The following is a 25,852-nucleotide window of genomic DNA, read 5'->3' as shown; positions in this document are numbered from 1 at the left end:
AAGACTATTTCACTTTATACGCCCATTTATAATCGTAATGCGCGCCAGCAGGATGAATGGCGATGTCTTTAATTTTAGACGTACGTAAATGTGCTTCTGCTTTTTGGTAAAGCGGAATAACGCCCATCTCGTCCATTAAAATCTTCTCAGCATCGATTAAGTTAGTCCAACGAGCATTTTCGTCGCTAACATTGGTTGTAGCTGATTCTGTCGCTTGTTTGTCGTAATCAGCATTTGAATATTTACCACGGTTATAAGAGTTGCCTGTCTTGAATAATTCAATAAAGGTAATCGGATCAGTGTAATCACCACTCCAACCGCCAATGACCATATCAAAGTCCCCTTTGTTACTACGATCTAGACGAACTGAAAACGGTACTGGGCTAACCGTTACTTTAACGCCTTCTAGGTTCTCTTGAATGGCACCTTGAATGTATTCAACAGTTTTTTTGGATGAATCCGTATCAGATGATAAGATATCCATTTCCAAGTCCTTAATATTCAATTCTTTTTTTGCTTTTTCCCAATACTCTTTCGCTTTTTCTTTATCATATTCTAAAGAATTACCGACTTCTTTAGCGAAATCTTCTTTAGTCTCAGGATTAAATGACATTTCCGCAGGCATTAAACCAGTTGCTGCCACGGAACCATCACCTAAGATTTGTGTTGCTAAGGCATCACGGTCGATTGAATAAGAAATGGCTTTACGTAAGTTAGCGTTTCTAAAGGGTGATTTCTCATCCGCTTGATTCACTTCCATGTAATACGTGCTTGCTAATTTCTCAATGTTTAACTCGTCGTTATTAGCCATTTGCTGTGCTAATTCACCCGTTAAAATCGCATCTTCAATTTGACCATCTTCATATAAGTTTAAGCCAGTTGAGGCTTCTTTAATAACTTTAACGTCAATACGATCTAACTTAACCTTATCAGCATCCCAATATTGATCGTTTTTAACATAGGCCCAGTCTTGGTCTGTTCCTGGTCCATCAAAGTCGGCTAAGACGAATGGGCCATTGTAAACAGCTTTTTCACTGGTTGTAGCAAAGTCTTTCCCATACTTTTCAACGATAGCTTGATTTTGTGGGAAGTATTGTTTAAAGGCTAATAAATATTTGAAGTAAGGTGTTGGCTGTTCTAAGGTGATTTCTAATTCATAATCACTGACTGCTTTAACGCCTAACTCTTTTTTATCCATTTCGCCTGCTGTAATTTTTGTTGCATTTTTAACAGGTCCGAAAATTGAGGCATACTCCGACGCTGTTGCTGGATCTACTGTCCGTTGCCAAGCAAAGACATAATCTTTTGCTGTCACAGGATCACCGTTTGACCATTTTGATTCTTCACGCAGTTTTAGTTTCCACGTTAAGCCATCTTCACTGACTTCAGCAAGTTCTGTTGCCCCAGCAGGTGTTGGTTGACTTTCTAAATCTAAACGGTAAAGACCTTCGTACGTATTAGTTAAAGCACGAGCACCAATAACATCTGTTGCTAACGATGGATCAGCAGTCGGCATTTCTTGTTGCTCAATGACGCTAAAGGTTTGTTCTTCGGCCAACACAGTTTTTTCACCCTCTGCCGCCTTTGAACCATCTGTTGCACTACCTTTATCACCGCTACCACAAGCTACTAGTGATAATGTTGCCACAGTCACTAAACCTGCGTACATCATTTTTTTCAACTTCATAACATTTCCCCCTTTGAATGTTAAAAATCAATTAAAAATATAAAACAATTACTACATATGATATAACATTTCTCACCAGATTGCAATCTATTGTTCATCAAAAAATCACCAGATATCCATTAAAAACTCTTATTCTCCTTGGTATGACGGCATTATTTTGATCATAACTCTGAAAAGGGTATCCTAAAAAAAAGAGTCTGAGAGAAAAACTCAGACTCTTGATACCTCTTAAAAATTATTCTGCTGCCACATACGCCCATTTATAATCATAATGAGCACCTGCTCCATGAATTGCAACATCTTTAATCGTGCTTCTGCGCATGTGAGCTTCAGCATTTTGGTAAATTGGGACAACACCCATATCTCCCATGATTAACTTCTCAGCTTCAACCATATTTTGGAAACGTTCCTCTGGTTTAGCTGCATTAGTTGTCGCTGCTTCTTCTAATTTAGCATCGTACTCTTTATTAGAGAACTGACCACGGTTATATGAATTACCAGTGACAAATAGATCTAAGAAACTACTTGGATCGGCGTAATCGGCAGACCAACCACCTAAAACGATATCAAAATCACCTTTGTTACTGCGATCGATTCTGACTGATAACGGCACTGGAGCTACTGATACTTTCAACCCTGGTAATGTTTCTTCTAAACTGCCTTGAGCAAATTCAACATTTTTCTTAGAGAAATCAGAATCAGATGATAAGATTTCAATTTCAATCTTGTCTTTGCCTAAGTCTTTTTTGGCTTTTTCCCAATGTTCCAAAGCTTTTTCTTTATTAAATTCTAAATGTTTACCTGACTCTTCTGCAAAGTCTTTGCCACCATCAGGGTCTTTGGTCATATCGGCTGGCACTAAACCAGTTGCCGCAATCGAGCCATCGCCTAATATTTTTGTTACTAATGACTCACGGTCAAGAGCGTAGGAGATTGCTTTACGTAAATCTTCATTATGGAAGATTGAGTCTTTATCACGCTGATTCATCTCAAAGTAATAAACACCTGCTTGCTTCTCAATGACTAATTCCGGATCATCAGCCATTTGTTGCGCCAACTCACCTGTCAAACGAACATCATCAGCTTGACCATCTTCGTATAGGTTAAGAGCTGTTGAACTTTCTTTCACTACTTTAGCTGTAATTTTATCTAACTTAACTGTGTCTTTATCCCAGTACTGGTCATTTTTAACATACGTCCAATCCTGATCAGTTCCTGGTCCATCAAATTCAGTTAAGATGAACGGTCCGTTATAAACAGCTTTTTCACTTGTTGTAGCAAATTCTTTGCCATACTTTTCAACCGTTGCTTGATGTTGTGGGAAGTACGTCGTAAACGTTAGCAAACGATCAAAGTAAGGTGTTGGTTTTTCCAAAGTGATTTCCAATTCGTAATCACCAACAGCTTTAATGCCTAATTCTGATTTATCTTTTTCACCAGCCGTAATCGCTTCAGCATTTTTAACTGCACCATGTAAATAGGAATACTCTGATTGAGTCGCTGGGTCAACTACACGTTGCCAACCATAGACATAGTCTTTAGCTGTTACAGGGTCACCATTCGACCATTTTGCGTCTTCACGTAATTTTAATTTATAAGTCAAGCCATCTTCACTGACTTCAGCCATTTCAGTGGCACCAGCTGGTTGTGGCTCGCTGTTTGCATCTAAGCGATAAGCTCCTTCGTAGACATTGTTAAGTACTAATGCACCAACCACATCGGTATTTAGGGCTAAATCAGCTGAACTCATTTCTTGGTCCACAATCGTGTTAAATACTTGTTCCTTTGCTAATTCTGAACTGCCACTCTCGGAACTCTTCGAGCCTTCAGTTTCTTTTTTATCGCCACTACCACAAGCAACCAGTGCTAATGTGGCAACAGTGATTAAACCTGCATACATCATTTTTTTCAATTTCATAACATTTCCCCCTTTGGATTGTTAAAAACTCATTAAAATATTAAAGAACTAATTAGTATAATATAACATTTCTCATCATATTGCAATAATTCGCTCATCAAAAGGTTATAACATATAAATAACGACCTATAAAAAAGAAGCGACCTTAACTACAAGGTCGCTTCTTAAAATCAATAACTATTTAGTTTTTTCTGCTGTAACTGATACTGGGAACCAGTTGTTTGGTACTTCTTCTGTCGTATAGTAGCTGTAGTTATAATCTTTTACACGATCATTTACAACGGTCACACGGTAATTGTAGTTAACTGGAATTACCGGAATTTCATCCTTAACAATTCTTTGGAACTCTTTGTATGCTGCGTTACTATGCTTTTCATCAAAAGATTTTTCAGAAGCAATATCTTTCAAAGCCGCATCCATTTCATCGGAAGTGAAGCGCATCATATTGAATTGTGCAGTTCTACCAAATGATTCAGAAGGGTTAGGATCAGTTCCTACACTCCAAGCAGCCGCGTACATGTCAACATCGTCAGCATCACCTAATAGTTTGTCATAGAATGAATTAAGCTCGATCAAACGACCTGAAGTAAATTCAACTTTTAAGCCAATATTCTTCATGCTCTGCTTGTAGTAATCAGCAACCGTTTGAGCACTACTTCCGCCATCCATAGCTGCAAAATTAATGACTAACTCTTTGCCATCTTTGTCTTCAACAAATCCGTCATCATTTGTATCTTTATAGCCTGCATCATCTAAAATTTTCTTCGCTTTGTCTACATCTACTTCAAATGCTTCTAAACTCTTGTCATGAGCACCTTTAAAGCCAGGAACAATAACAGAGTTTGCTTCTGTACGCAAACCTGCATAAATTTTCTCACCTAATTGCTTAGTATCAATTGAGTACGCAATGGCTTCACGTAGTGCTTTATCTGCCATTTTAGCTTTTGGATCAGAAACATTTTCGCCTTTTTCTTTGTCAAATTTACCAAATTTAAATCCAATATATGAGTAGTATAACTCTTCACGTCCAACATTTTGATAACCATCGATACTCTTGTAGCTTGCGAAATTGTCTGATGGCATTTCCATCGCAATATCGAATTTTTTCGCTTTTAATTCATCGGCAATTGTCGAAGTTGGCACAACTGTAATAGTCATCTTATCCAATTTAGGTTTACCTTTGAAGTAATGTTCATTGGCAGTGTATTCCACACTTTCACCTGTTTTAACACTTGTAATTTTGTAAGGTCCTGTTGTTACAGGATTCTTGCGAATTTCATCAGATTCAACTAATTTGTCAATCGCAATATCTTTTAATTGATGTTTTGGCATTACATATTGAATCAAACCACTACCAAATTCAATGCTTGGATTCATCTCTTTGTAAGTAATTTCAACTACTTTATCGTCTACTTTTTTAATACCGGAAATAGTATCGGCTTTACCATCATGATAGTCAGCCATACCAACGATATTACCTAAACGATCGTCGTAACGAACACCTGTATAAGCCTTATTACCTATAACTTCATAAGGGAAGATAATGTCATCGGTTGTAATTGCTTCACCATCTGACCATTTTAAGTCATCTTTCAACGTAATTGTTACTTTTTTGTTATCCACATCAAAATCAGGTGTCGCTAAACCAGTATCAGTATAACGGAAATCATCACCAGTGTTAAATAAATATTGTTCAGCTGGTTCCATTAAAAAGTTATCGTATGCATCTTCCAACAACGCTTGTGAGAATACTCCTTGGAATTGTGCATCATACGGCAACGCTACTTTTAAAGTGCCACCATCTAGTGCTTCATCCTTATTCTCAATCATTGATGGGAATTGAGCCGTTTCCTCTGTTGCTGGTGTCTCCTTGTCCTTCGAACCTTTGTCTGCACTGTCTTTACTGCCACAGGCTGCTAATCCTAAAGCCAATACCGATACAAGTGTTACTAATCCTAGTGCTTTCTTCATTTCGTTTCCCCCTTCGTTTATCCTAATCGCTGTTTAGCGTCTGCCGAACGACCTAACGCTTGACCGACGTAATTTATACTTAACATCATTATTAAAATAAATACTGATGCAGGTAACCAAACCCAAGTTTTGTTGACTAAAATATCAGACTCTTTGGCAAATCCGATTAACGTCCCTAAACTAGGCACATCAGAAGGCAAACCAAAGCCCAAGAAACTTAGTCCTGTTTCAATCCCAATATTAGCCGCAAAATTAATGGTTAAATTGGTTATAATCAAAGAGCTTAAATTAGGCATGACTTCTCTGAACATAATAGTAAAATCATTTGTTCCCAAGGTTTTCGAGGCACTTACATAATCTCGGCGCCCTTCTGACAAAGTTTTACTTCTAAACAAGCGAGCTTTCCCAACCCAATAAAAAGCACTCATAATTAACACAAAATTAAAAATATTGTACTTAGGAATAATTGTTACGAACACAATGATAATCATTTGCATTGGCAGTACCATCACAAAATCGACAATTCTCATTAGGATATTATCAACTAGTCCACCATAATAGCCAGAGATAATACCTAGGGAAACCCCAATAATCGAGGTGATAATTGTAATGCTAAAGCCTATTAAAATAGAGTTTTTTGCTCCGACAATTAATTCGCCAAAGACATCTCGTCCGGAAATATCTGTACCCAACCAATGTTCCGCACTTGGATTTGCATATTGATTCAAAATATCGACTTCCATCAATTTTTCGGTATCAATAATAGCCGACCCTATAAATGCTACTAATAGCAGGACCACAATGATAATTAAAGAAGCGATCGCCACTTTATCTTTTTTAAATTCTCGCACAATGACATTAAAGCCCATTGGCGGCGTACTTTCAGTTAACTGTTGCTTTTCAGCTTTAGTCATATTAGCCATTTCATTCACCTTATCCTTTCTCTGATCGTTATTGAATTCTAATTCGTGGATCGACGATACTTAAAATAATATCTGACAACAGTGTTCCGACTAAAGTAGCAATTCCAAGAATCAATACTAAAGCAGTAATAACACTATAGTCTCGTCCATTTAACGAATCGATAAACAATTTCCCAATACCTGGGTAACCAAAGATAGTTTCGATAAAGATTGAACCACCTATTAAACCAGTAATTTCATAGCCAAAGGTCGACGCTACTGGCAAAGAAGCATTTCTAAAGATATGACGTGTGTATACTTTGCCTTCCGGCACCCCTTTGGAGCGGGCTGTTCGCACATAATCCAAACTTTTCGAATCGATGACCTCTGTTCTTAAGTACTGAATCGTTACAGCTGTGGCTAAAAGTGCTTGAGTCACTGCCGGTAAAATAATATGCATAAATTTATCCCAATAAAATTCGACTGTTCCGTGAGGTATTCCCACTGTACCAGACCCATTTGTAGGGAACCAACCTAGTTTATACCCGAAAGCATACATCATTAAGAGTGACAAAACGAATGGTGGTACCGCAAAACTAATGTAGTTGTAGGCCACTACGAACCTATCTAATATGGAGTTTTGGTACCTCCCCGCCAGCATCCCTAAGGGCAATGCAATAGCGTAAGTTAAAATCAAGGCTAAACTTGATAACCAAATTGTATTAACTGCTTTATCAGCAATCACTCGTGAAACTGGCATTTTTTTGACATAGCTCACACCAAAATCACCCGTTGCAGCTTTTTTAACCCAATTGACGTACTGAACAGGCCACGGTTCATTTAACCCGGCTTTTTCGCGTAATTCCTCAATGCGCTTAGGGTCTGTATTCGGCGTAATTAAACCAGTAAATGGATCTCCCGGCATTGCCTTCGCTAAGGCAAAGATAAAGATACTTAAAATAATAACTTGCGGTATCATTAAAATGACACGTCTAAGAATTGTTTTCCACATGATTAAATCCCCTCACTTTCGACACTTGCTAACGCCACTTGGTGAGAATCAGTTAATGTATGCAAGTCATAGACCCGCCCGTTAGGATCATAATATTGTTCATGAACTTCCTGATACTCTTTTTCAACCGTTCGGCGCTTAGCCATATGCTGCTCGCGATTAGCCACATCAATTTTCGGTATGGCTGACAACAAGCGTTTCGTGTAGATGTGCTGTGGATCAGTGTAGATATCTTCACGCGTACCAATCTCAACAAAACGACCTTTTGTCATAATGGCAATATTGTCACACATGTGTTTAACTACTCCTAAATCATGGGAAATAAATAAATAACTTAACCCATATTCTTCTTGAATTCGTTTCATAAAGTTTAAGACTTGAGCCTGAACCGATAAATCCAAAGCTGATACTGGTTCATCAGCGATGATGAGTTTAGGACTTGTAGCAACAGCTCGAGCAACACCTAGACGTTGTCTTTGTCCACCTGAAAATTCGTGGGGATATTTATACAACGCATCTTCTGGCATGCCAACAATGTCTAACAGTCCTTTAATCTTTGTTTTCTCTTCCTGATCAGACAATCGTTCAAAATTTCGAATCGGTTCGGCAATGATATCTAAAACCCGCTTTTTGGGATTTAAACTAGACATAGCATCTTGGAAAATCATTTGAACATCTTTGTTGTAGTCCAGTGATTTCTGCGCGCCTCTGCGAGTGACATCTTGTCCCTCATAAATAATCTGGCCAGACGTGGCTTTTTCCAATCCAACAATCGTTTTACCAATCGTTGATTTTCCAGAACCAGACTCACCAACTAGACCATAGGTTTTCCCTTTTTCAATAGTGAAATCTACACCATCAACGGCTAGCACATGATCGGTTACTCGGTTAAGAAACCCACTTCGAATTGGATAATGAACTTTTAAATCTTTAATTTCGATTAAACTCATTAGATTTCCCCCTTTTCATCTTTAAAATGAAAATGTTTATAACAGGTACATCTTACAAAGTGTCCTGGGGTAATTTCATGGAGCACAGGATTTGCTTCATGTTCCGTTTCAGCAATCCACGGAATCCGTGACGCAAAGCGACAGCCTGTTCTCGGTAAGTTTTTTAATGAAGGAACAACCCCTTCAATCACGTGCAATTCTTCATCCATTGAATCCTCTTGAGGAATCGAATTCAATAATGATTTTGTGTACGGGTGTTGAGGGTTACTAAATAATTCTTCGGCAGTCGCCTGTTCAACGATTTGACCAGCGTACATCACCGCAACGCGATCCGCCATTTCTGCTACAACACCTAAGTCATGAGTAATTAATATAATGCCAGCTTGGGTCTCTGCCTGAAGTTCTTTTAATAAATCCAATATCTGTGCTTGTATGGTCACATCTAGCGCCGTTGTCGGCTCATCAGCAATAATAATCGGCGGCTTACATGCTATAGCGATGGCAATTATCACCCGTTGGCGCATTCCACCAGATAATTCATGAGGAAATTGTTTAGCCACTCGTGGGCCGTTAACAATGCCGACCTGATTTAAGAGTTCCAGCACACGGGCCTCTTTTTGCTCTTTGGTAAAATTAGTATGAGCAGTTAATGCCTCTGAAATTTGGTCACCAATTCTCATTAAAGGGTTAAGTGCTGACAATGGGTCTTGAAAAATCATGCCAATGTCGTTTCCTCTCACTTGGTTGTATAATGTTTCGTTAAACGTTAAAAGGTCCAAATCCTTATAGATAATTTGGCCCGTAATACGCGTATTATTGGGATTATGTAATCCCATGATAGTTGTGGCTAAGGTACTTTTACCACAGCCAGATTCACCAACAATGGCAAATATTTCATTCTTTTGCAGTGCAAATGACACGCCATCTACTGCGTTATAAAACTCGTCTTTTATTCGAAATCCTGTGTGCAAATCTTGTATGTCTAATAACTGATCCTCAACATTCAATCGGATACCCCTCTCTCTTTTTCCCATATTCCCCGGAAACTTTCTTTTCCCTTTTATCCCGAATTGCCTACTAAAGGAGTTCTTCTTTTGAAATTCTCATTATTCTTTGTGATATTTAATAATTATACTCAAAATTTTGAATTTTATCAATTATTTCAAGTCTTTTGTCTCGGTAATTAGTAGAAGTTCATTAAACATTCATTATAATAATAAAAATCACAGAGACTTATTAGTATTATCTAATAATCCTCTGTGACTTTATTATTGGTGACTTGATATGTAATCAACTGCAGCTCCGACGGTTTCGATTTTTTCTGCATCTTCATCAGAAATTTCGGTGCCAAATTCATCTTCTAATTCCAGAACAAATTCCATGACACTAATTGAATCTGCCCCTAGATCATCTTTAATGTTTAATGTTTCAACCACCTTGTCCTCTTCAACGTCAAAGTGCTTTGTGATAATTGAGCGAACTTTTTGTAATACTTCTTCTTTAGTCACGTACGTTCACCTCCCGACTATTACAAACTCTTTACAAATATCTCACTATCATTCTACTGATTTATCTAAGTTTTGTCTATCCTTTTTTTCTAAAGGACCTACAAATCCCTAGCTATTGCTCTTTATCAGCAGGCTTCTCTTCAAAATATGCCACTAAATCATCAATCACATGGCTCTCAAGCATGTCATGTATTTGTCTAATCGTATAACTAACGGCTTCTGGGCCAGTTGAGCCATGGGTTTTAATCACAGGGGCTTTTAGACCGAATAAGACGGCACCACCATGAGAAGAATAATCCAATTCTTTTTTCATCCCACGTAAGGCATCCTTCAAAAGAACCGCTCCTAGTTTACCTTTAATCCCAGCACCTAAGATAGAGGCTTTTAGCACGTCCATTAAAGCCATTGCCGTACCTTCTGTGGACTTCAAGACGGCATTCCCAGTAAAACCATCTGTGACGATTACATCTGCTACACCCGTCAGTAAATCACGAGCTTCCACATTGCCAATAAAATTAATGCTCGGTTCAGCTGCTAATAGCTCATAAGACGCTTTCGTCAGCTCACTACCCTTAGTAGCCTCTGACCCATTGTTTAACAGTCCCACAGTTGGGTTCTCAATGTGCCGGACATTTTTGGCATAATAGCTAGCTAAAATGGCATACTGCAAAATATGTTCTGGTTTATTATCAGCATTGGCTCCCATATCAATAAAATCAAAACCGCCATCGGGATTTCCCATGACCGGCATCGTCGTCATTAACCCTGGTCGTTCAATGTTTTTAATCCGGCCAATAATAAAGAGACCTGCCGCTAACAACGCCCCCGTATTTCCAGCTGAAAAAATAGCATCGGCTTCCCCGTCTTTAACGGCTTTAGCCGCTAAGACCATGGACGCTTCTTTTTTACGACGGATAGCCTTCACAGGCTCGTCATCACTGTTGATTTTCTCATCTGTATGGATAATTTTAATGTTTGTTTCGTTTGTTACATATTTTCTAATTTCAGATTCTTTGCCGTATAATTGAAACTCAATTGATGGATAGTTCTTTTGAGCCAGCATAATCCCTTCAACGATTGCTTGAGGGGCATTGTCGCCACCCATGGCATCCACAGCAATTTTCATAGTAATCCTCCTCATTTAAGGTGAGCCTTCCCCTGTTCAGGTATTGCTTTTCCTCACTCACTCCGACCGTCCATTTTATTGATTTAACTAGACCTATCGGCGAATTGAAAAAAATCATTCTTTTCCAATTTCTAATGAATAGTATAGCATACAACTGTCAAAAAATGATTGTTTTCAGGTCGAAAAAACATGGCTAATCTCATAAGCTCTTTTCAGCAAAGTAAAATCCGTCACGCCATTAACGCGATTGCAACTGGTTTTTACAAGTCCCAAAAAACAAAAAAACTGCTTATCGAAGACTCGCGACAAACAGTTATTCCATTCACCCTAGACAAGTAAGGTAAAGAGCATTTGATCTTGGTTTAAGTCGATATAGCTGGGATCAAATTCTGCCATCCGTTCTTTTAAAGCCTGACTGTCGTTCTTGTCGGCTAAAAGAACACCAATAATTACAGGCCCGCTGCCACGATTGACTTTTTTCGTGTATTCAAACTTAGTAATATCGTCATGAGGACCGAGGATATCCGTCACGAATTCTCGTAAAGCGCCCGGCCGTTGAGGGAAATTAATTAAGAAGTAGTGTTTAAGACCTTCATATATCAATGAGCGTTCATCAATTTCCTGCATTCGATTGATGTCATTATTACCACCACTAACAATGCAAATCACCGTTTTCCCTTTGATTTCTTCTCGGTTATCGGCCAATGCCGCAATGCTTAAGGCCCCAGCTGGTTCTGCTACGATAGCTTGTCTCGTATACAGCTCAAGAATCGTCGAACAGACCAGTCCTTCCTCCACATCGATCACTTCATCCACATACGCTTCCACATGAGCGAGGTTTTTATCGCCGACTTTTTTTACAGCAGCACCATCCACAAAGGTGTCGACTTTTTTCAACTCAACCGAATGACCTACCCGCAAGGCTTCTGCCATTGAACGAGCCCCTTTTGGTTCCACGCCGATGATTTTAGTTTGGGGGCTAACAGCCTTAACATAAGTTGAAACACCACTGATTAAACCACCTCCACCGATAGCCGCAAAAACCATATCAGCCTGGCCGTCTAAATCTGCTAGCATCTCCACAGCCAAGCTGCCTTGACCAGCAATCACATGCTTATCATTAAAAGGATCAATAAAGGCTTGATTGTGATCTTCTCCATATTGCCGTGACGCTTTCGCAGATGCATCAAAGGTATCACCAACTAATTGAATGGTGACGTACTCGCCACCAAAAAACTTCACTTGAGAAATTTTCTGATTAGGGGTCGTCGTCGGCATAAAAATAGTCGCTTTAACTTTCATGGCTTGGCAGGTATAAGCCACGCCTTGAGCATGGTTACCCGCACTGGCACAGACCACGCCTTTTGCCAATTGCTTTTCAGTCAATTGACTAATGGCATAATAAGCACCACGTAGTTTAAATGAACGAACTCGTTGTAAATCTTCTCGCTTCAAATAAACCTGACACTGATATTTCTGAGATAAGTATTCATCATGCTGCAAAGGCGTCCGTCGCACCACCTCTTTTAAGACGTCATAGGCCGCCTCAACCTCTTCTTTAGTTACTAAGTCTGCTTCCATCCTATCTAACCTTCTTTTTCTGGTGATTTTTAATAAAGCCGAGACAGAATCGTCTCGGCTAATCTCTATTGTATTAGGCGTCTTTCTTAACGAAAGGCATCATTTTACGTAATTCAGCCCCAACTTTTTCAATTTGGTGACCTTCCTGTTCTTTACGTAATGCTTTAAAGTTAGCAAAATCATTTTTGTTGTCATCGATAAAGCCTTTAGCGAAGTTACCATTTTGAATATCTGTTAAGACTTCTTTCATATGAGCTTTTGTTTCAGACGTAACCACACGTGGGCCTGACACGTAATCGCCATACTCAGCTGTATTGGAAATAGAGTTGCGCATTTTGGCCATGCCGCCTTCATACATTAAGTCAACGATTAGTTTCAATTCATGTAAAACTTCAAAGTAGGCAATCTCTGGCTGATAGCCAGCTTCTACTAATGTCTCAAAACCAGCTTGCACTAAGTGAGTCGTTCCACCACACAAAACGGCTTGTTCTCCAAATAAATCTGTTTCTGTTTCTTCTTTAAAGGTTGTTTCAAGGACACCGACACGAGTCGCGCCAATCCCTTTAGCATATGACATGGCAACGTCTGTCGCTTTGCCTGTGGCATCTTGGTAAACAGCGAATAAAGCTGGCACCGCAAAGCCTTCTACGAAAGTACGACGAACTAAATGTCCAGGTCCTTTTGGCGCCACTAAGAACACGTCCACGTCAGCTGGTGGTTGAATAACATCAAAGTGAATGTTAAAGCCATGAGCAAAAGCTAAGGCATTGCCAGCTTCTAAGTTAGGGGCGATTTCATTTTCATATAGATCACCTTGAATTTCGTCTGGTGCTAAAATCATGACAACGTCTGCTTTTTTAGCCGCTTCTGCTACTGGGAAAACCTCAAAGCCATCATTACGAGCTGCTTCTGCTGATTTACCTTCACGAATGCCGATAATCACTTGGTTGCCATTATCTCGTAAGTTTTGGGCATGGGCATGTCCTTGTGAACCGTAACCGATAATCGCCACTGTTTTGCCTGATAATTCGTTGTTTGTTACTGAATCTTCATAATATACTTTTGCCATGTTGTTTTTCCTCCGTTAGATCTCGCTAGTCGTTGCCCTTCATTTATCTTGTGACACAGGAGATAAATGGTTGGTATACGTTCATTCCGAGCTTTTTTATATTTTATTAGATTTAGTTATTGATAGAACTAAATCGTGTTCCTACTATTAATAAATCCTATTTAGAACCGCGAGTAAAGCCTGTAACGCCTGTTCGTGCTAATTGTTGAATGCCATAAGAGCGAATCACATCGACAAACGCATCAATCTTCTCGCTAGTCCCCGTCACTTGAATAATCAATGACTTCGTGCCAACATCGATGACATTGCCACGGAATGGTTCGATTAGCGTAAAGATCTCCGAGCGTGTGGCCGCAGTCGCACTGACTTTCACTAAAGCCAACTCCCGCTCAATGTGAGGATCATCCGTTATGTCGGAAACTTTCACCACATCGATTTGTTTATTCAATTGCTTGATGATCTGCTCAATTTCTTCTGTTGAATCAACTTGAACCACGATTGAAATCCGAGAAATATGCTTGTCCTCTGTTGGGCCAACGGAAATACTATCAATGTTGAATTGGCGACGGGTTAAAACGCCACTGATGCGGTTTAAAATTCCGGAATTATTGTTAACTAAGGCAATAATTAAGCGTTTCATCTACTCCACTCCTAACATTTGATAATTAGCTTTACCTGTTGGTACCATCGGTAGAACATGTTCAGTCGCTGAAATATCGATGTCAATCAAGACTGGTCCGGGTACAGAGAATAATTCTTTGAGCTCTTGATCCAATGTGTCGGGATTGGTTAGCTTAACCCCTTTAATGTGATAAGCCTCAGCCATTTTTACAAAATCTGGCTGGCTCATAAAGACTGACTGAGAACGGCGACCTTCATAAAAGCTTTCCTGCCACTGACGAACCATTCCTAATGAATGATTATTCAGAATGACGACTTTAATGTCAATGCCATAATCATTTAAAATACCCAACTCCTGATTGCTCATCTGGAAACCACCATCACCGACAAACAACACCACTTCTTTATCCGGACATCCTAGCTTAGCGCCAATTGCTGCAGGAATTCCATATCCCATTGTGCCTAGGCCGCCACTGGTGACCAGCTGGTGAACGTTCTTATAAGGATAGTACTGAGCCGCCCACATTTGATGCTGGCCGACATCGGTCACCACAATGGCTTCACCATCGGTTAATTCCCCGATGATTTCAATTGCCCGCTGAGGTTTTATCTCGTCGCGATTTTCACGGTCATAGCGGAATGGATGACGTTGTTTATGAGACATATTTTGTTTAAGCCAGTCCTCATTTTCTGGTTGGTTAATGGATTGAGCGAGTGCATCTTTTAAGACTTCTTTTATATCCCCAACAATCGGCACTTGTGTTTCAATCACTTTGCCAATTTCAGCTGGATCAACGTCAATATGAACAATCGTCGCATTTGGTGCAAACTCACTTGGCAAACTAGCTAAACGGTCATCAAAACGTGATCCCATATTAATCAGTAAATCGCAATCAGTAATCGCCATATTAGCGGCAAATGACCCATGCATGCCACCCATTCCTAAAAATAGGGGGTGACTGGTTGGTACTGCGCCCAGCCCTAAGAGAGTACTTAAAGTTGGCAGCTGGTATTTTTCAATAAACGTTAATACTTCTGCTTGAGCTTCACTGTGAATCACCCCTGCACCAATCAAGACAATCGGCTTTTTAGCCTTTTCCAACGCTTTAAGCATCTTGGTGACTTGTAGTGTGTTAGGATAGACTGTCGGCTGATAGCTTGGTAAACAAACGGCATCGTCATAAGTCGACTCAGTTCCCATGGCCGAAATATCTTTAGGCAAATCAATGACAACTGGACCCTTACGTCCTGTGTTGGCGATATGAAAAGCTTCATTAATCACCCGTGGTATATCTTTGACATCACGGACTTGATAATTATATTTCGTAATTGGCATGGTAATCCCTAAGACATCCGCTTCTTGAAAGGCATCCTTACCGATTCCTGGCATGCCTACCTGTCCGGTAAAGACTACTAGCGGAATCGAGTCGCTCATAGCATCAGCAATTCCTGTAATAACATTGGTAGCCCCTGGACCACTTGTTACGACCACCACACCAGGTTTCCCAGTTGCTTTTGCGTAACCTTCCGCAGCATGAACCGCACCCTGCTCATGCCGCACGAGAATATGGCGAATCTCGCCTTTATACAACGTATCATACAAAGGGAGAACTGCTCCACCTGGGTAGCCAAAAATCAATTCAACTTCCTGCTTTTGTAACGACTCGACTAAAAGCTCCGAGCCACTTTTAAGCTGACATTCTTTTTCTCCCATGATTTCACCTCTTTTTTTTAGTTTGCGTTTTGTATTTTTATTTTATCTTCAATAGGCTTAATCCAGCAAATCTTCTGGAATCTTCAAAACCGCTCCTGTATTAGCCGATGTTACTAAAGCTGTATATCTGGCTAGGTAGCCTTTTTTGACTTTCGCTTTAAATTTAGGCACTGATTTTTTACGTTCTTCCAAGACCTCGTCTGGCACTTCAACGTTCAATGTGCGGTTCGTTAAATCAATTTCAATAATGTCACCATCATTAATTAGACCGATTGGTCCACCTGCTGCTGCTTCTGGAGAAATATGACCGATAGCAATCCCACGAGTGGCTCCTGAGAAACGACCATCAGTAATCAGTGCCACTTCTTTCCCTAAACCACGACCAACGATATTGGATGTCGGTTCAAGCATTTCTGGCATTCCTGGTCCACCTTTTGGACCTTCATATCTAATAACAACCACATGCCCTTTAGTCACACGGTGATCATCGATTGCTTCCACTGCTTCGTCATGGGTACTAAAGCAAATTGCTTTACCTCTGAAGACTTTAATTGATGGATCAACTCCACCAACTTTAATCACAGCGCCATCTGGGGCAATATTGCCATAAAGAATTGACAAGCCTCCAACTGGGCTGTAAGGATTTTCTTTCGGATGGATAACTTCTGTATTTTTTATCACCGCATCTTGGACGTTCTCACGAATTGTTTTCCCCGTGACAGTGATTCGATCTGGATGAATCGCATTGCCTAAATCAACCAGTTCTTTCATAATAGCTGGCACTCCACCTGCTTCATGAACATCGTGCATGGAATAAGAAGACGATGGTGCAATTTTTGACAAGTAAGGAACACGTTTGGCAATTTCATTGACTCGTGCTAAATCGTACTCAATTTCAGCTTCGTGAGCAATCGCTAAAGTATGCAACACGGTGTTTGTTGAACCACCCATGGCCATGTCTAAAGCAAACGCATCGTCAATCGCTTCTTTCGTTACAATATCTCTTGGTTTAATGTCTTTTTTGACTAAATCCATTAAATGGAAGGCAGATTTACGGATTAGTTCTCGACGCTCTTCCGATACGGCTAAAATCGTGCCATTTCCTGGTAAAGCCAAGCCCATAACTTCCATCAAACAGTTCATTGAATTAGCCGTAAACATCCCCGCACAAGAACCACAAGTTGGACAGGCATTTTGTTCCATAAATAAAAAGTCTTCTTTGGTCATCTTGCCTTGTTTATAAGTTCCAACAGCTTCAAACATATCAGATAAAGTCGCAGCCTTACCATGGGGGTCAATCCCCGCCTTCATGGGACCACCTGAACAGAAAATCCCTGGAACGTTGGTTCTCATCGCTGCCAATAACATTCCCGGAGTAATCTTGTCACAGTTTGGAATATAAAAGACGCCATCAAACCAATGAGCATTAATCACTGTTTCAGCCGCATCGGCAATAACTTCACGACTTGGCAGTGAGTACCGCATGCCAATATGTCCCATCGCAATCCCATCATCAACACCAATGGTATTAAATTCAAACGGAATTCCACCGGCTTCGCGAATCGCCTCTTTTGCTACATCGGCTAATTCACGTAAGTGGACATGACCTGGGACGATATCAATATAAGAGTTACAGATTGCGATAAACGGCTTGTTCATGTCTTTCGCATTCTTTACCTGACCTGTTGCATATAATAAACTTCTTGCTGGTGCCGCTTCAATCCCTTTTTTGATTGTATCACTACGCATATTGATTTCTCCCCTTTTGTTTGTTTAGTCGTTAATTCATTGTTTTGTAGCTGCTATCATTGAGTTGAGTGATGCTTCGATGTCCTACACTTCTACTTCGCTAAAGCGATTAGAGTGGAGGCACTACGCATATTGATTTCTCCCCTTTTGTTTGTTTAGTCGTTAATTCATTGTTTTGTAGCTGCTATCATTGAGTTGAGTGATGCTTCGATGTCCTACACTTCTACTTCGCTAAAGCGATTAGAGTGGAGGCACTACGCATATTGATTTCTCCCCTTTTGTTTGTTTAGTCGTTAATTCATTGTTCAAGACTGCTATCATTGAGTTGAGTGATGCTTCACCAAATGCCTTGTAACGTACTTGTCTTTCACAGCAAAAACACCCCATCTTGTTTGATTAACAAAATGGGGTGTTTGGCAAGCGTCCCATTTCACTAATGCAAACAGGACTAAAACGACTGCAAAATTTCTGCGGTTGCTCTAAGCCCAGTTGATTAATAAAATAATGACTAGTTGCTTGCCTGATTTATTCATGAGATAGTTCTCCTCTTTATCTGCCGATGTCGTTTTCTGCGAACACCATTAGAATTTGATTAACTTTTAGTGTTATGTTCTAATATATACTTCATCAAACTAAAAGTCAATCAAAAATTGAAATTATCTGACAATTTACAAAAAAGTTCTTCAACTCGCTTCTTTTTGTCAGTCATCTGGTCTTGAGGTTAAGGGGTTTACTGTCTCAATTCTGCTTAATTTCCATCAAAAGGTTGATTTGGCAAGCATAAGGAAAAATTACTTCCTGCTAGTTTCATTTATTAATCACTGGGTTAAGTTTTGCCCTTTATCGTGGCGCTGGGCGCCATCGATCATTTTTATCATCAAAATAGCTATCATTGTTTTCTCATTCTAAGGTTACACCCAATAGCTAGGAATCGTCGCCTCGTAAGCCGTTAGCTGAGGTTCATCAGCTAAGGTTACAGCGATGTCATCTAAGCCATTAATCAGTTTATTTTTCCACATCGGGTCAATCTCAAAGTGATACGTTCCCACACTTGCTCGAACTTCCTGAGCAGGTAAATCGATGATAATCTCTTCCTCAGCGGCAATCCCCGCTAATTTTTCACGAGCATCAGCTGTTAGGACAATTGGTAACAGTCCATTTTTTATGGCATTCATATAAAAAATATCACTGTAACTTCCAGCAATCACCACTCTAAAGCGATAATCCATAATCGCCCAAGCCGCATGTTCTCTGGAAGAACCACATCCAAAATTATCACCTGTAACAAGAATCGTCGCATCTTGCCGATCAGGTTTATTCAAAATAAACTCCGGATTATCTGAGCCATCAGCAAGAAATCGCCATTCATCAAATAAATGTTTACCAAAACCTGTTTTCTCAATTCGTTTTAGAAAGGATTTCGGAATAATTTGATCTGTATCAATATTATCGTTCATCAACGGAACTGTCAGTCCCTGATGTATCTTAATTGCTTCCATTTAACCACTCACCCTCTCTAATATCAGTAAACGTGCCGACAATCGCTGCTGCTGCTGCCATCGCTGGACTACACAAATGAGTACGCGCTCCTTTACCTTGTCGTCCTTCAAAGTTACGATTAGACGTTGAGGCACAATGAACACCATCTGGTACTTGGTCAGGATTCATCCCAAGACACATGGAACACCCTGGTTCACGCCACTCAAAACCAGCTTCGGTAAATATTTTATCCAATCCCATTTTTTCTGCCGCTTTACGGACAGGACGAGACCCTGGTACAACTAACCCTGTGATACCTTCTTTAATTTTTTTACCTTTCACCATACTGGCCGCCTCTTCTAAATCTGACAAGCGACCGTTAGTACACGAGCCAATAAAAACATAACCTAAAGGAATGTCAGACCCCTTTTGACCTGGTTTCAAATCCATATAAGCATAAGCTCGCTCATCGTTAATATCCTTAATCTCAGGGAAAGATGAAGTAATTGGAACACCCATTTCCGGATTAGTCCCCCAAGTAATCTGCGGTACCAGCTGACTAGCATCCAATTCGATCAAACGATCAAATACGGCATCTTCATCTGTATAAAGAGTCCGCCAATCGGCTATCGCTGCGTCAATCTCTTTTGGCGCGTACTGACGTCCTCGCACATACTCAAATGTGGTATCGTCTGGAGCCATCATCCCCATCTTAGCGCCACCCTCAATTGACATATTACAAATACTCATTCGTTCTTCCATCGTCAAGCCCTCAATGGTGTCACCAAAGAACTCAACCCCATAACCAACACCAAAATCAACACCATAAGTGGCAATTAAATTTAAGATAATATCTTTTGCGTAAACCCCTTTTGACAACTCACCAGTTATCTTAATTCCCAGATTTTTTGGTTTTTGCTGCCAGATACTCTGAGTGGCAAAGACATGTTCCACCTCACTGGTCCCGATACCAAAGGCAATGGCACCAAAAGCCCCATGAGTCGCGGTATGAGAATCACCACAAACAATAATCTTCCCCGGTTGCGTCAGCCCAGTTTCAGGGCCAACCATATGAACAATCCCTTGGCGGTCACTCCCGTTATCACATAGTTCCACGCCAAACTCATCACAATTACGACGGAGAGCATCAATCTGGTTCTTGGATACTAAATCCGTAATGTTATAAATATCTTGCGTCGGGATGTTGTGATCCATGGTGGCAAATGTTTTATCAGGGCGTCTTAATTGACGTCCTTCAACTCGCAGACCTTCAAAGGCTTGTGGTGACGTCACCTCGTGAATTAAATGCAAGTCAACATAAATCAGTTGTGGCTCACCTAGTTCGCCACTAACCACATGTCGCTCCCAAACTTTATCAAATAGTGTTTTTCCCATTGCTGCGCCTCTTTTCACGTTTTTACTGTTAAACAGCTTGAATTTTTTTAATAACTGCGGCAACAAACTCACTTGTTGAATTTTTGCCACCTAAATCGCCGGTCAAGACGCCATCGGCCATAACAGCATAACAGGTCTCTTCTACTTCCGTTGCGGCTTCTTCCCAGGCAAATGATTCTCGTAACATCATAGCCATGGACAATATCATGGAAACTGGATTAGCGATGTTTTTCCCAGCAATATCGGGTGCTGAACCATGGATAGGTTCGTAAAGCGATAAACCGCCAACGCCGTGACTGGCACTTGGCAAGATACCTAATGTCCCCGGAATCACCGAAGCTTCGTCGCTTAAAATGTCGCCAAATAAATTTTCTGTGACAATCACATCAAAGTGAGTCGGTTCTTGAATCAGTTTCATGGCCACTGAATCCACTAAATGATGTTCCAAAGTCACATCTGGAAATTCAGTAGCAACCTCGTCTGCTAGTCTCCGCCATAATTTACTAGTAGCTAAGACATTGGCTTTGTCCACCGATGTCACTAATTTGCGACGACCTTGGGCAATTTCAAATCCTTTGCGAAGGATCCGGCGAATTTCATCTCCAGTGTAAGTACACGTATCCAAGGCGTCCTCTTGATTGAGCTCCCTAGGTTCACCAAAATAAATCCCGCCCGTCAGTTCACGAACCACTACAAAATCTGCCCCTGTCACAATTTCTGGTTTTAAAGGAGATAAATGAGCGGTTGCCATTGGCACTGTCACTGGACGAATATTGGCGTACAAGTTTAAGGCCTTTCTTAAGGCCAACAGCCCTTGCTCAGGTCTCACTGCCGCCTCTTCCCATTTGGGACCACCAATGGCTCCTAGAAGAATCGCATCTGCTCCCTGACACGCTGTTAGTGTTGTTTCCGGCAAGGGATGCCCTTGACTGTCAATTGCCGCTCCACCAAAATCGTGCTCTTCCGTTACTAATTCAAGTTGATGCTTTGCAGCAATCACCTTCATGACCTCTAACGCACTGCTCATAATCTCTTGGCCAATGCCGTCTCCAGGTAAACAAACGATTTTTTTCATACTCACTATCCTTTTCCCTTAATATAATTGCTAGCTTGAATGTAAGCCTTAGCCGATGCTTGCAAAACATCAAAGTCGATGCCAACACCGTTATAGATCCGGCCATCCTGCTGATCCTGTACGGTGACATGGACTTCCGCTTGGGCATCCTCACCTTCAGTCACTGACTTAATGCTAAAGTGATTCAGTCTCGGCGCTTGTTCCATCAACCGATCGATGGTGTTGTATATTGCTTGAATACTACCAGAACCGATGGCCGAATCGCTGACGATTCCTTCATCCGTTTCAATGCTGACGATAGCCCCTTGTTTGCCATCTGAAACGTATTGTAGTTGTAACCCGTGAAGGCGATACGCTTCTTCCCCTTCACTGGCTTGCCCAACAATCAAGGCATGTAAATCACTTTCAGTTACTTGTTTTTTCTTATCAGCTAAGGCTTTGAATTTCTTAAAGGCTTGATTCATTTCCTCGTCAGACAACTGGTAACCCATCTCTTCCATGCGACTAGTGAAGGCATGACGGCCTGACAATTTACCCAATGGCAGTGAATTTGTTGCCACACCAACCAACGACGGTGTAATAATTTCATACGTATCAGGATTTTTTAGCACACCATCCTGATGAATGCCTGATTCATGGGCATAAGCATTAGCACCAATGATTGCTTTATTACGAGGGACTGACACGCCGGACAGTTGACTAACCAAGTCGCTTGTTCGTTTCGTTTCACCCAGAACAATATTCGTTTCATGTTGATAAAAATCTTTTCTAACGTGAAGTGCCAAAGCGACTTCTTCTAGGGCCGTATTACCTGCTCGTTCACCGATTCCGTTAATGGTACCTTCCACCCGTCGCGCCCCGTTTTCAACGGCAGCCAATGAATTAGCAGTTGCCATGCCCAAATCATCGTGACAATGAGGTGAAAAAATAACATTCTCGATATTTTGACAATGATCAATTAAATATTTGAAAATCGCCCCGTATTCTGTTGGATTGGAATAACCCACCGTATCCGGTACGTTAATAATGGTCGCTCCTGCATCAACAGCTGTTTGAACGGCTTCAAGTAAGAACTCACGGCGTGTACGCGTCGCATCTTCTGGTGAAAATTGCACCACATCAAATTTGGTCTTAGCATAGGAGACATGCTCCTTAATCGCTGCCAGCACTTCAGTGGGCGTTTTTTTCAATTTATATTCCATATGGATGTCACTGGTTGCCAAAAACAGGTGAATTTGCGGGAATTTAGCCACTGACAAGGCGTCATAAGCCCGATCAATATCCGGTTTGTAGCAACGAGCCAACCCTACTACAGTGGTGGTGCTCAATGCTTTAGCAATGGCCTGAACGGCTTCAAAATCCCCGATGGACGAATTAGGAAAGCCTGCCTCAATCGCATCGATGCCCCACTTTTCTAGTTGTTGAGCAATCCGTACCTTTTCTTTTGTGTTAAAGTTTACCCCTGGTGTTTGTTCACCGTCTCTTAGTGTGGTGTCAAAAAATTGAATTTTCATAGTTGATTCGCTCCTTTTCATTCATCATTGATTGTCTTAGATTTTTAGTAATAAAAAAGCACCCCATTTCTTGGGATGCTTCAGCCCCAAGTCATGCAATGCAGAATAGGACCCCTAACGACTGAATTTTTTCAGTGTTCTGAGCCCCTACAGTAATAATAAAGTTGTAAAGTAATTCGATTTAGTTATGCACATAATGGTCTTACCTCCAACTGTTTTCTTATTTGCGAAATATTCAGACAATTCAAATAATTCTTAATGTTTAATATACAGAATATGAAAGAGTTTGTCAAACATTTTTTTAGTTTTTGCAGAAAAAAAAGACAAATGCTTCTCGAGAGAAGACACTTGCCTGTTAATCAAAGAAATTTTTCGCTTGGTTTTCATCAAAGAGTTTGTCTTTCATTCGCTGATATTGCTCTTCCTGCCACCAGTTTTCCATTCCCCAAATTGACACAGCCTCTTGTCTAGCCGCTTCCAATATGGCAAAGTCTCCTACAATGTCACCTACTGCAAACTGAGGCACGCCTGATTGCCGCGAACCAAAAAACTCACCAGGTCCACGCATTTCTAAATCCTTTTGACTGAGAACAAAGCCATCAGTTGTCTCTGTCATGATTTTCATCCGCTCACTACCCATTTCATTTTTCGGATTTGCCACCAGAACACAATAAGATGCTTGACTACCACGGCCAACACGTCCTCGCAACTGATGGAGTTGAGCCAATCCAAAACGATCCGCATCCATGATTAGCATAGTCGTCGCATTCGGCACATTCACGCCCACTTCGATTACAGTTGTGGAAACTAAGATTTGCATCTTATTTTCCTTAAAGGTGGTCATAATCGCCTCTTTATCCTGAGCCTTCATCTTGCCGTGAAGCAGTCCCACTTGATAATCAGGGTAAAAAGCTTGCAGGTTTTCATATATTTCTGTGGCATTTTTAACATCCAAGGATTCCGACTCTTCAATCAATGGGCAAATAACATACGCCTGACGCCCTGCTCTCAGCTCCTTTTCCATCCAAACTAAGACTGTTTCCAGTTGAGGTGGCCTTACCCAACGTGTTTCAATCGGTATCCGCCCTTTTGGTAATTCGTCAATAATCGAGACATCCATTTCACCATAAGCCGTTATTGCCAACGTTCGCGGAATCGGTGTTGCCGTCATAAATAAGACATCTGGATTAATGCCTTTTTCACGCAAGATCTTCCGTTGATTAACACCAAAGCGATGCTGTTCATCCGTAATAACTAACCCCAAGTGTTTAAACTCAACATCTTTTTGAATCAAGGCATGAGTCCCAATCACTACATCTAAACGACCATCTGCCATTTGTTCCAAAATGTCCCGTCGCTCCTTGGTTTTAGTTGACCCAGTCAACAAGGCCACCTTCACCTTAAAGGGTGCTAATAACTCAACCAAACTTTCCAAATGCTGTTCCGCTAAAATTTCCGTAGGCACCATTAACGCGCCTTGATAACCTGCAGTAACCGTCGCATAGAGAACAATCGCCGCCACCACCGTTTTCCCACTTCCTACGTCTCCTTGAAGTAGTCGGTGCATGTGGGTTCCACTGCGTAAATCCCGACAGATTTCATTGGTCACTCGCTTTTGGGCATCAGTCAGTTCAAAGGGTAAGGCTTGTGTAAATTGTTTTAACCTTTCCACATCGTATAAAATTTCCAAACCCTGACTGATTTCTTTCTCCTGATAACGCAACTGTTGCATCTGCATTTGAAACTCAAAAAACTCTTCAAAAATAATTCGGCGCCTCGCCAATAAACTATCTTCTGCTTTCTCAGGAAAATGCATGGCACGCATGGCAGGTTTTCTCGGCATTAACCGATACTTCTCCAACAAGGATTCTGGTAACCACTCTTCAATCAACTCACCATAGGCATCGAAGCCACTCCTGATCAAATTAACTAAGGTTGTTTGGCGTATTTTTTTATTCACGTGATAAATAGGCGCAAAATCAGCGGAATCTTCCTGACGACTTCCCAGAATTTTCATTCCCGTCAATGCTTTCCGTTTAGCATCCCACTTGCCATAAACCGCTATTTCCTCTGACAAGACAATCTTATCTTTTAAATAAGCTTGATTGAAAAAAGTGACATTAATGACCGCATGATCGTGCATAATGCGAAAACTCAAACGATTTTTGCGAAATCCATAATGAGAAACTACTCCATCAGCCACCACTAATCCCTTCAAAACAACTTTCTCCTGATCGCCGATTTCAGCAATACTTTTTTCTTGAATATCATCGTAGCGAAAAGGGTAATACCCTAATAAATCCTCTACCGTTTCTAGGCCCAACTCCTGCAAGTTTTCAGCTCGCTTCGGCCCAACTCCTGGTAAGACAACAATTGAATCTGTGATTTTTTTCAAAATACTCCTCCTCTCTACTGGATTTGTCTAACAATTCATTGACAATCTCACCCACAACCGCTCAACAGCCTGCTAACCATCTACACGCCTCGCTTTAACAAGACACTCACCTGTTCAACTACCTCTGAATTAAGCAGATTTATCTAGCGGTTCACATAATCACACTAGCCTTCACTCCGTTAGCGG

At 40.8% G+C, this 25,852-nt stretch carries 19 protein-coding genes; all 19 read right to left on the bottom strand.

The features are described from left to right. Positions 1-4 precede the first annotated feature (4 nt). The gene (locus RWN13_RS21240; RefSeq protein ID WP_314067789.1) at positions 5-1,687 is read right to left on the bottom strand and encodes a peptide ABC transporter substrate-binding protein; all 1,683 of its coding nucleotides are present in this window, start codon (positions 1,685-1,687) and stop codon (positions 5-7) included. A gap of 235 nt (positions 1,688-1,922) precedes the next feature. After that, entirely contained in the window at positions 1,923-3,599 is a 1,677-nt protein-coding gene (locus RWN13_RS21235) for a peptide ABC transporter substrate-binding protein (RefSeq protein ID WP_399553711.1), read from the bottom strand. A 183-nt stretch (positions 3,600-3,782) separates the two neighbouring features. After that, a complete protein-coding gene (locus tag RWN13_RS21230) occupies positions 3,783-5,576 on the bottom strand; it encodes an oligopeptide ABC transporter substrate-binding protein (protein ID WP_314067785.1) in 1,794 nt (597 codons plus the stop codon). Between the two features lie 17 nt (positions 5,577-5,593). After that, a complete protein-coding gene (locus RWN13_RS21225) occupies positions 5,594-6,490 on the bottom strand; it encodes an ABC transporter permease (protein ID WP_314067799.1) in 897 nt (298 codons plus the stop codon). 37 nt (positions 6,491-6,527) lie between these two features. Beyond that, a complete protein-coding gene (gene opp4B, locus RWN13_RS21220) occupies positions 6,528-7,490 on the bottom strand; it encodes an oligopeptide ABC transporter permease (protein WP_314067783.1) in 963 nt (320 codons plus the stop codon). 2 nt (positions 7,491-7,492) lie between these two features. Continuing rightward, the gene (locus RWN13_RS21215) at positions 7,493-8,440 is read right to left on the bottom strand and encodes an ATP-binding cassette domain-containing protein (RefSeq protein ID WP_314067781.1); all 948 of its coding nucleotides are present in this window, start codon (positions 8,438-8,440) and stop codon (positions 7,493-7,495) included. Next, positions 8,440-9,474: an ABC transporter ATP-binding protein gene (locus RWN13_RS21210; RefSeq protein WP_314067779.1), complete on the bottom strand. Its 1,035-nt coding sequence runs from the start codon at positions 9,472-9,474 to the stop codon at positions 8,440-8,442. Before RWN13_RS21210 ends, RWN13_RS21215 begins: the two co-directional genes overlap by 1 nt. Positions 9,475-9,708: 234 nt before the next feature. Continuing rightward, positions 9,709-9,948 carry an acyl carrier protein gene (gene acpP, locus RWN13_RS21205; RefSeq protein WP_314067777.1) on the bottom strand — a complete coding sequence of 80 codons (240 nt, stop codon included), beginning with the start codon at positions 9,946-9,948 and terminating at the stop codon, positions 9,709-9,711. A gap of 112 nt (positions 9,949-10,060) precedes the next feature. Further along, complete coding sequence (gene plsX / locus RWN13_RS21200) at positions 10,061-11,074, bottom strand: phosphate acyltransferase PlsX (protein WP_314067776.1); 1,014 nt, start codon at positions 11,072-11,074, stop codon at positions 10,061-10,063. 327 nt (positions 11,075-11,401) lie between these two features. Then, the gene (gene ilvA, locus RWN13_RS21195; RefSeq protein WP_314067774.1) at positions 11,402-12,655 is read right to left on the bottom strand and encodes a threonine ammonia-lyase IlvA; all 1,254 of its coding nucleotides are present in this window, start codon (positions 12,653-12,655) and stop codon (positions 11,402-11,404) included. A gap of 73 nt (positions 12,656-12,728) precedes the next feature. Then, a complete protein-coding gene (gene ilvC, locus RWN13_RS21190; protein WP_314067772.1) occupies positions 12,729-13,724 on the bottom strand; it encodes a ketol-acid reductoisomerase in 996 nt (331 codons plus the stop codon). A gap of 157 nt (positions 13,725-13,881) precedes the next feature. Further along, positions 13,882-14,364 carry an acetolactate synthase small subunit gene (gene ilvN, locus RWN13_RS21185; RefSeq protein WP_314067771.1) on the bottom strand — a complete coding sequence of 161 codons (483 nt, stop codon included), beginning with the start codon at positions 14,362-14,364 and terminating at the stop codon, positions 13,882-13,884. After that, complete coding sequence (gene ilvB, locus RWN13_RS21180) at positions 14,365-16,059, bottom strand: biosynthetic-type acetolactate synthase large subunit (RefSeq protein WP_314067770.1); 1,695 nt, start codon at positions 16,057-16,059, stop codon at positions 14,365-14,367. Positions 16,060-16,116: 57 nt separating this feature from the next. Continuing rightward, entirely contained in the window at positions 16,117-17,808 is a 1,692-nt protein-coding gene (gene ilvD, locus RWN13_RS21175) for a dihydroxy-acid dehydratase (protein WP_314067769.1), read from the bottom strand. A 911-nt stretch (positions 17,809-18,719) separates the two neighbouring features. After that, complete coding sequence (gene leuD, locus RWN13_RS21170) at positions 18,720-19,307, bottom strand: 3-isopropylmalate dehydratase small subunit (RefSeq protein WP_314067767.1); 588 nt, start codon at positions 19,305-19,307, stop codon at positions 18,720-18,722. Beyond that, positions 19,294-20,682: a 3-isopropylmalate dehydratase large subunit gene (gene leuC / locus RWN13_RS21165; protein ID WP_314067766.1), complete on the bottom strand. Its 1,389-nt coding sequence runs from the start codon at positions 20,680-20,682 to the stop codon at positions 19,294-19,296. The genes leuD and leuC overlap by 14 nt, the downstream gene beginning before the upstream one ends. 28 nt (positions 20,683-20,710) lie before the next feature. Continuing rightward, positions 20,711-21,757, bottom strand: coding sequence for a 3-isopropylmalate dehydrogenase (leuB, locus tag RWN13_RS21160; protein WP_314067764.1), 1,047 nt, complete (start codon positions 21,755-21,757; stop codon positions 20,711-20,713). A 5-nt stretch (positions 21,758-21,762) separates the two neighbouring features. Further along, positions 21,763-23,271 carry a 2-isopropylmalate synthase gene (locus tag RWN13_RS21155; RefSeq protein ID WP_314067763.1) on the bottom strand — a complete coding sequence of 503 codons (1,509 nt, stop codon included), beginning with the start codon at positions 23,269-23,271 and terminating at the stop codon, positions 21,763-21,765. A 355-nt stretch (positions 23,272-23,626) separates the two neighbouring features. Further along, positions 23,627-25,666, bottom strand: coding sequence for an ATP-dependent DNA helicase RecG (gene recG, locus RWN13_RS21150; RefSeq protein WP_314067762.1), 2,040 nt, complete (start codon positions 25,664-25,666; stop codon positions 23,627-23,629). Between the last annotated feature and the right edge of the window lie 186 nt (positions 25,667-25,852).

Source organism: uncultured Vagococcus sp., from assembly GCF_963518325.1.
Lineage (GTDB): Bacteria > Bacillota > Bacilli > Lactobacillales > Vagococcaceae > Vagococcus_D.
The sequence above is the reverse complement of the archived record's forward strand: the minus strand, read 5'-3'. Positions and strand labels throughout refer to the sequence as shown.

Excerpts from the sequence above, each read along its gene's own strand:
- RWN13_RS21240 (WP_314067789.1), bottom strand. The coding sequence starts at position 1,687 with ATGAAGTTGAAAAAAATGATGTACGCAGGTTTAGTGACTGTGGCAACA.
- RWN13_RS21230 (WP_314067785.1), bottom strand. The coding sequence starts at position 5,576 with ATGAAGAAAGCACTAGGATTAGTAACACTTGTATCGGTATTGGCTTTA.
- RWN13_RS21225 (WP_314067799.1), bottom strand. The coding sequence starts at position 6,490 with ATGACTAAAGCTGAAAAGCAACAGTTAACTGAAAGTACGCCGCCAATG.
- opp4B (WP_314067783.1), bottom strand. The coding sequence starts at position 7,490 with ATGTGGAAAACAATTCTTAGACGTGTCATTTTAATGATACCGCAAGTT.
- RWN13_RS21215 (WP_314067781.1), bottom strand. The coding sequence starts at position 8,440 with ATGAGTTTAATCGAAATTAAAGATTTAAAAGTTCATTATCCAATTCGA.
- RWN13_RS21210 (WP_314067779.1), bottom strand. The coding sequence starts at position 9,474 with ATGGGAAAAAGAGAGAGGGGTATCCGATTGAATGTTGAGGATCAGTTA.
- plsX (WP_314067776.1), bottom strand. The coding sequence starts at position 11,074 with ATGAAAATTGCTGTGGATGCCATGGGTGGCGACAATGCCCCTCAAGCA.
- ilvA (WP_314067774.1), bottom strand. The coding sequence starts at position 12,655 with ATGGAAGCAGACTTAGTAACTAAAGAAGAGGTTGAGGCGGCCTATGAC.
- ilvC (WP_314067772.1), bottom strand. The coding sequence starts at position 13,724 with ATGGCAAAAGTATATTATGAAGATTCAGTAACAAACAACGAATTATCA.
- ilvN (WP_314067771.1), bottom strand. The coding sequence starts at position 14,364 with ATGAAACGCTTAATTATTGCCTTAGTTAACAATAATTCCGGAATTTTA.
- ilvB (WP_314067770.1), bottom strand. The coding sequence starts at position 16,059 with ATGGGAGAAAAAGAATGTCAGCTTAAAAGTGGCTCGGAGCTTTTAGTC.
- ilvD (WP_314067769.1), bottom strand. The coding sequence starts at position 17,808 with ATGCGTAGTGATACAATCAAAAAAGGGATTGAAGCGGCACCAGCAAGA.
- leuD (WP_314067767.1), bottom strand. The coding sequence starts at position 19,307 with ATGGAAGCAATTAAGATACATCAGGGACTGACAGTTCCGTTGATGAAC.
- leuC (WP_314067766.1), bottom strand. The coding sequence starts at position 20,682 with ATGGGAAAAACACTATTTGATAAAGTTTGGGAGCGACATGTGGTTAGT.
- leuB (WP_314067764.1), bottom strand. The coding sequence starts at position 21,757 with ATGAAAAAAATCGTTTGTTTACCTGGAGACGGCATTGGCCAAGAGATT.
- RWN13_RS21155 (WP_314067763.1), bottom strand. The coding sequence starts at position 23,271 with ATGAAAATTCAATTTTTTGACACCACACTAAGAGACGGTGAACAAACA.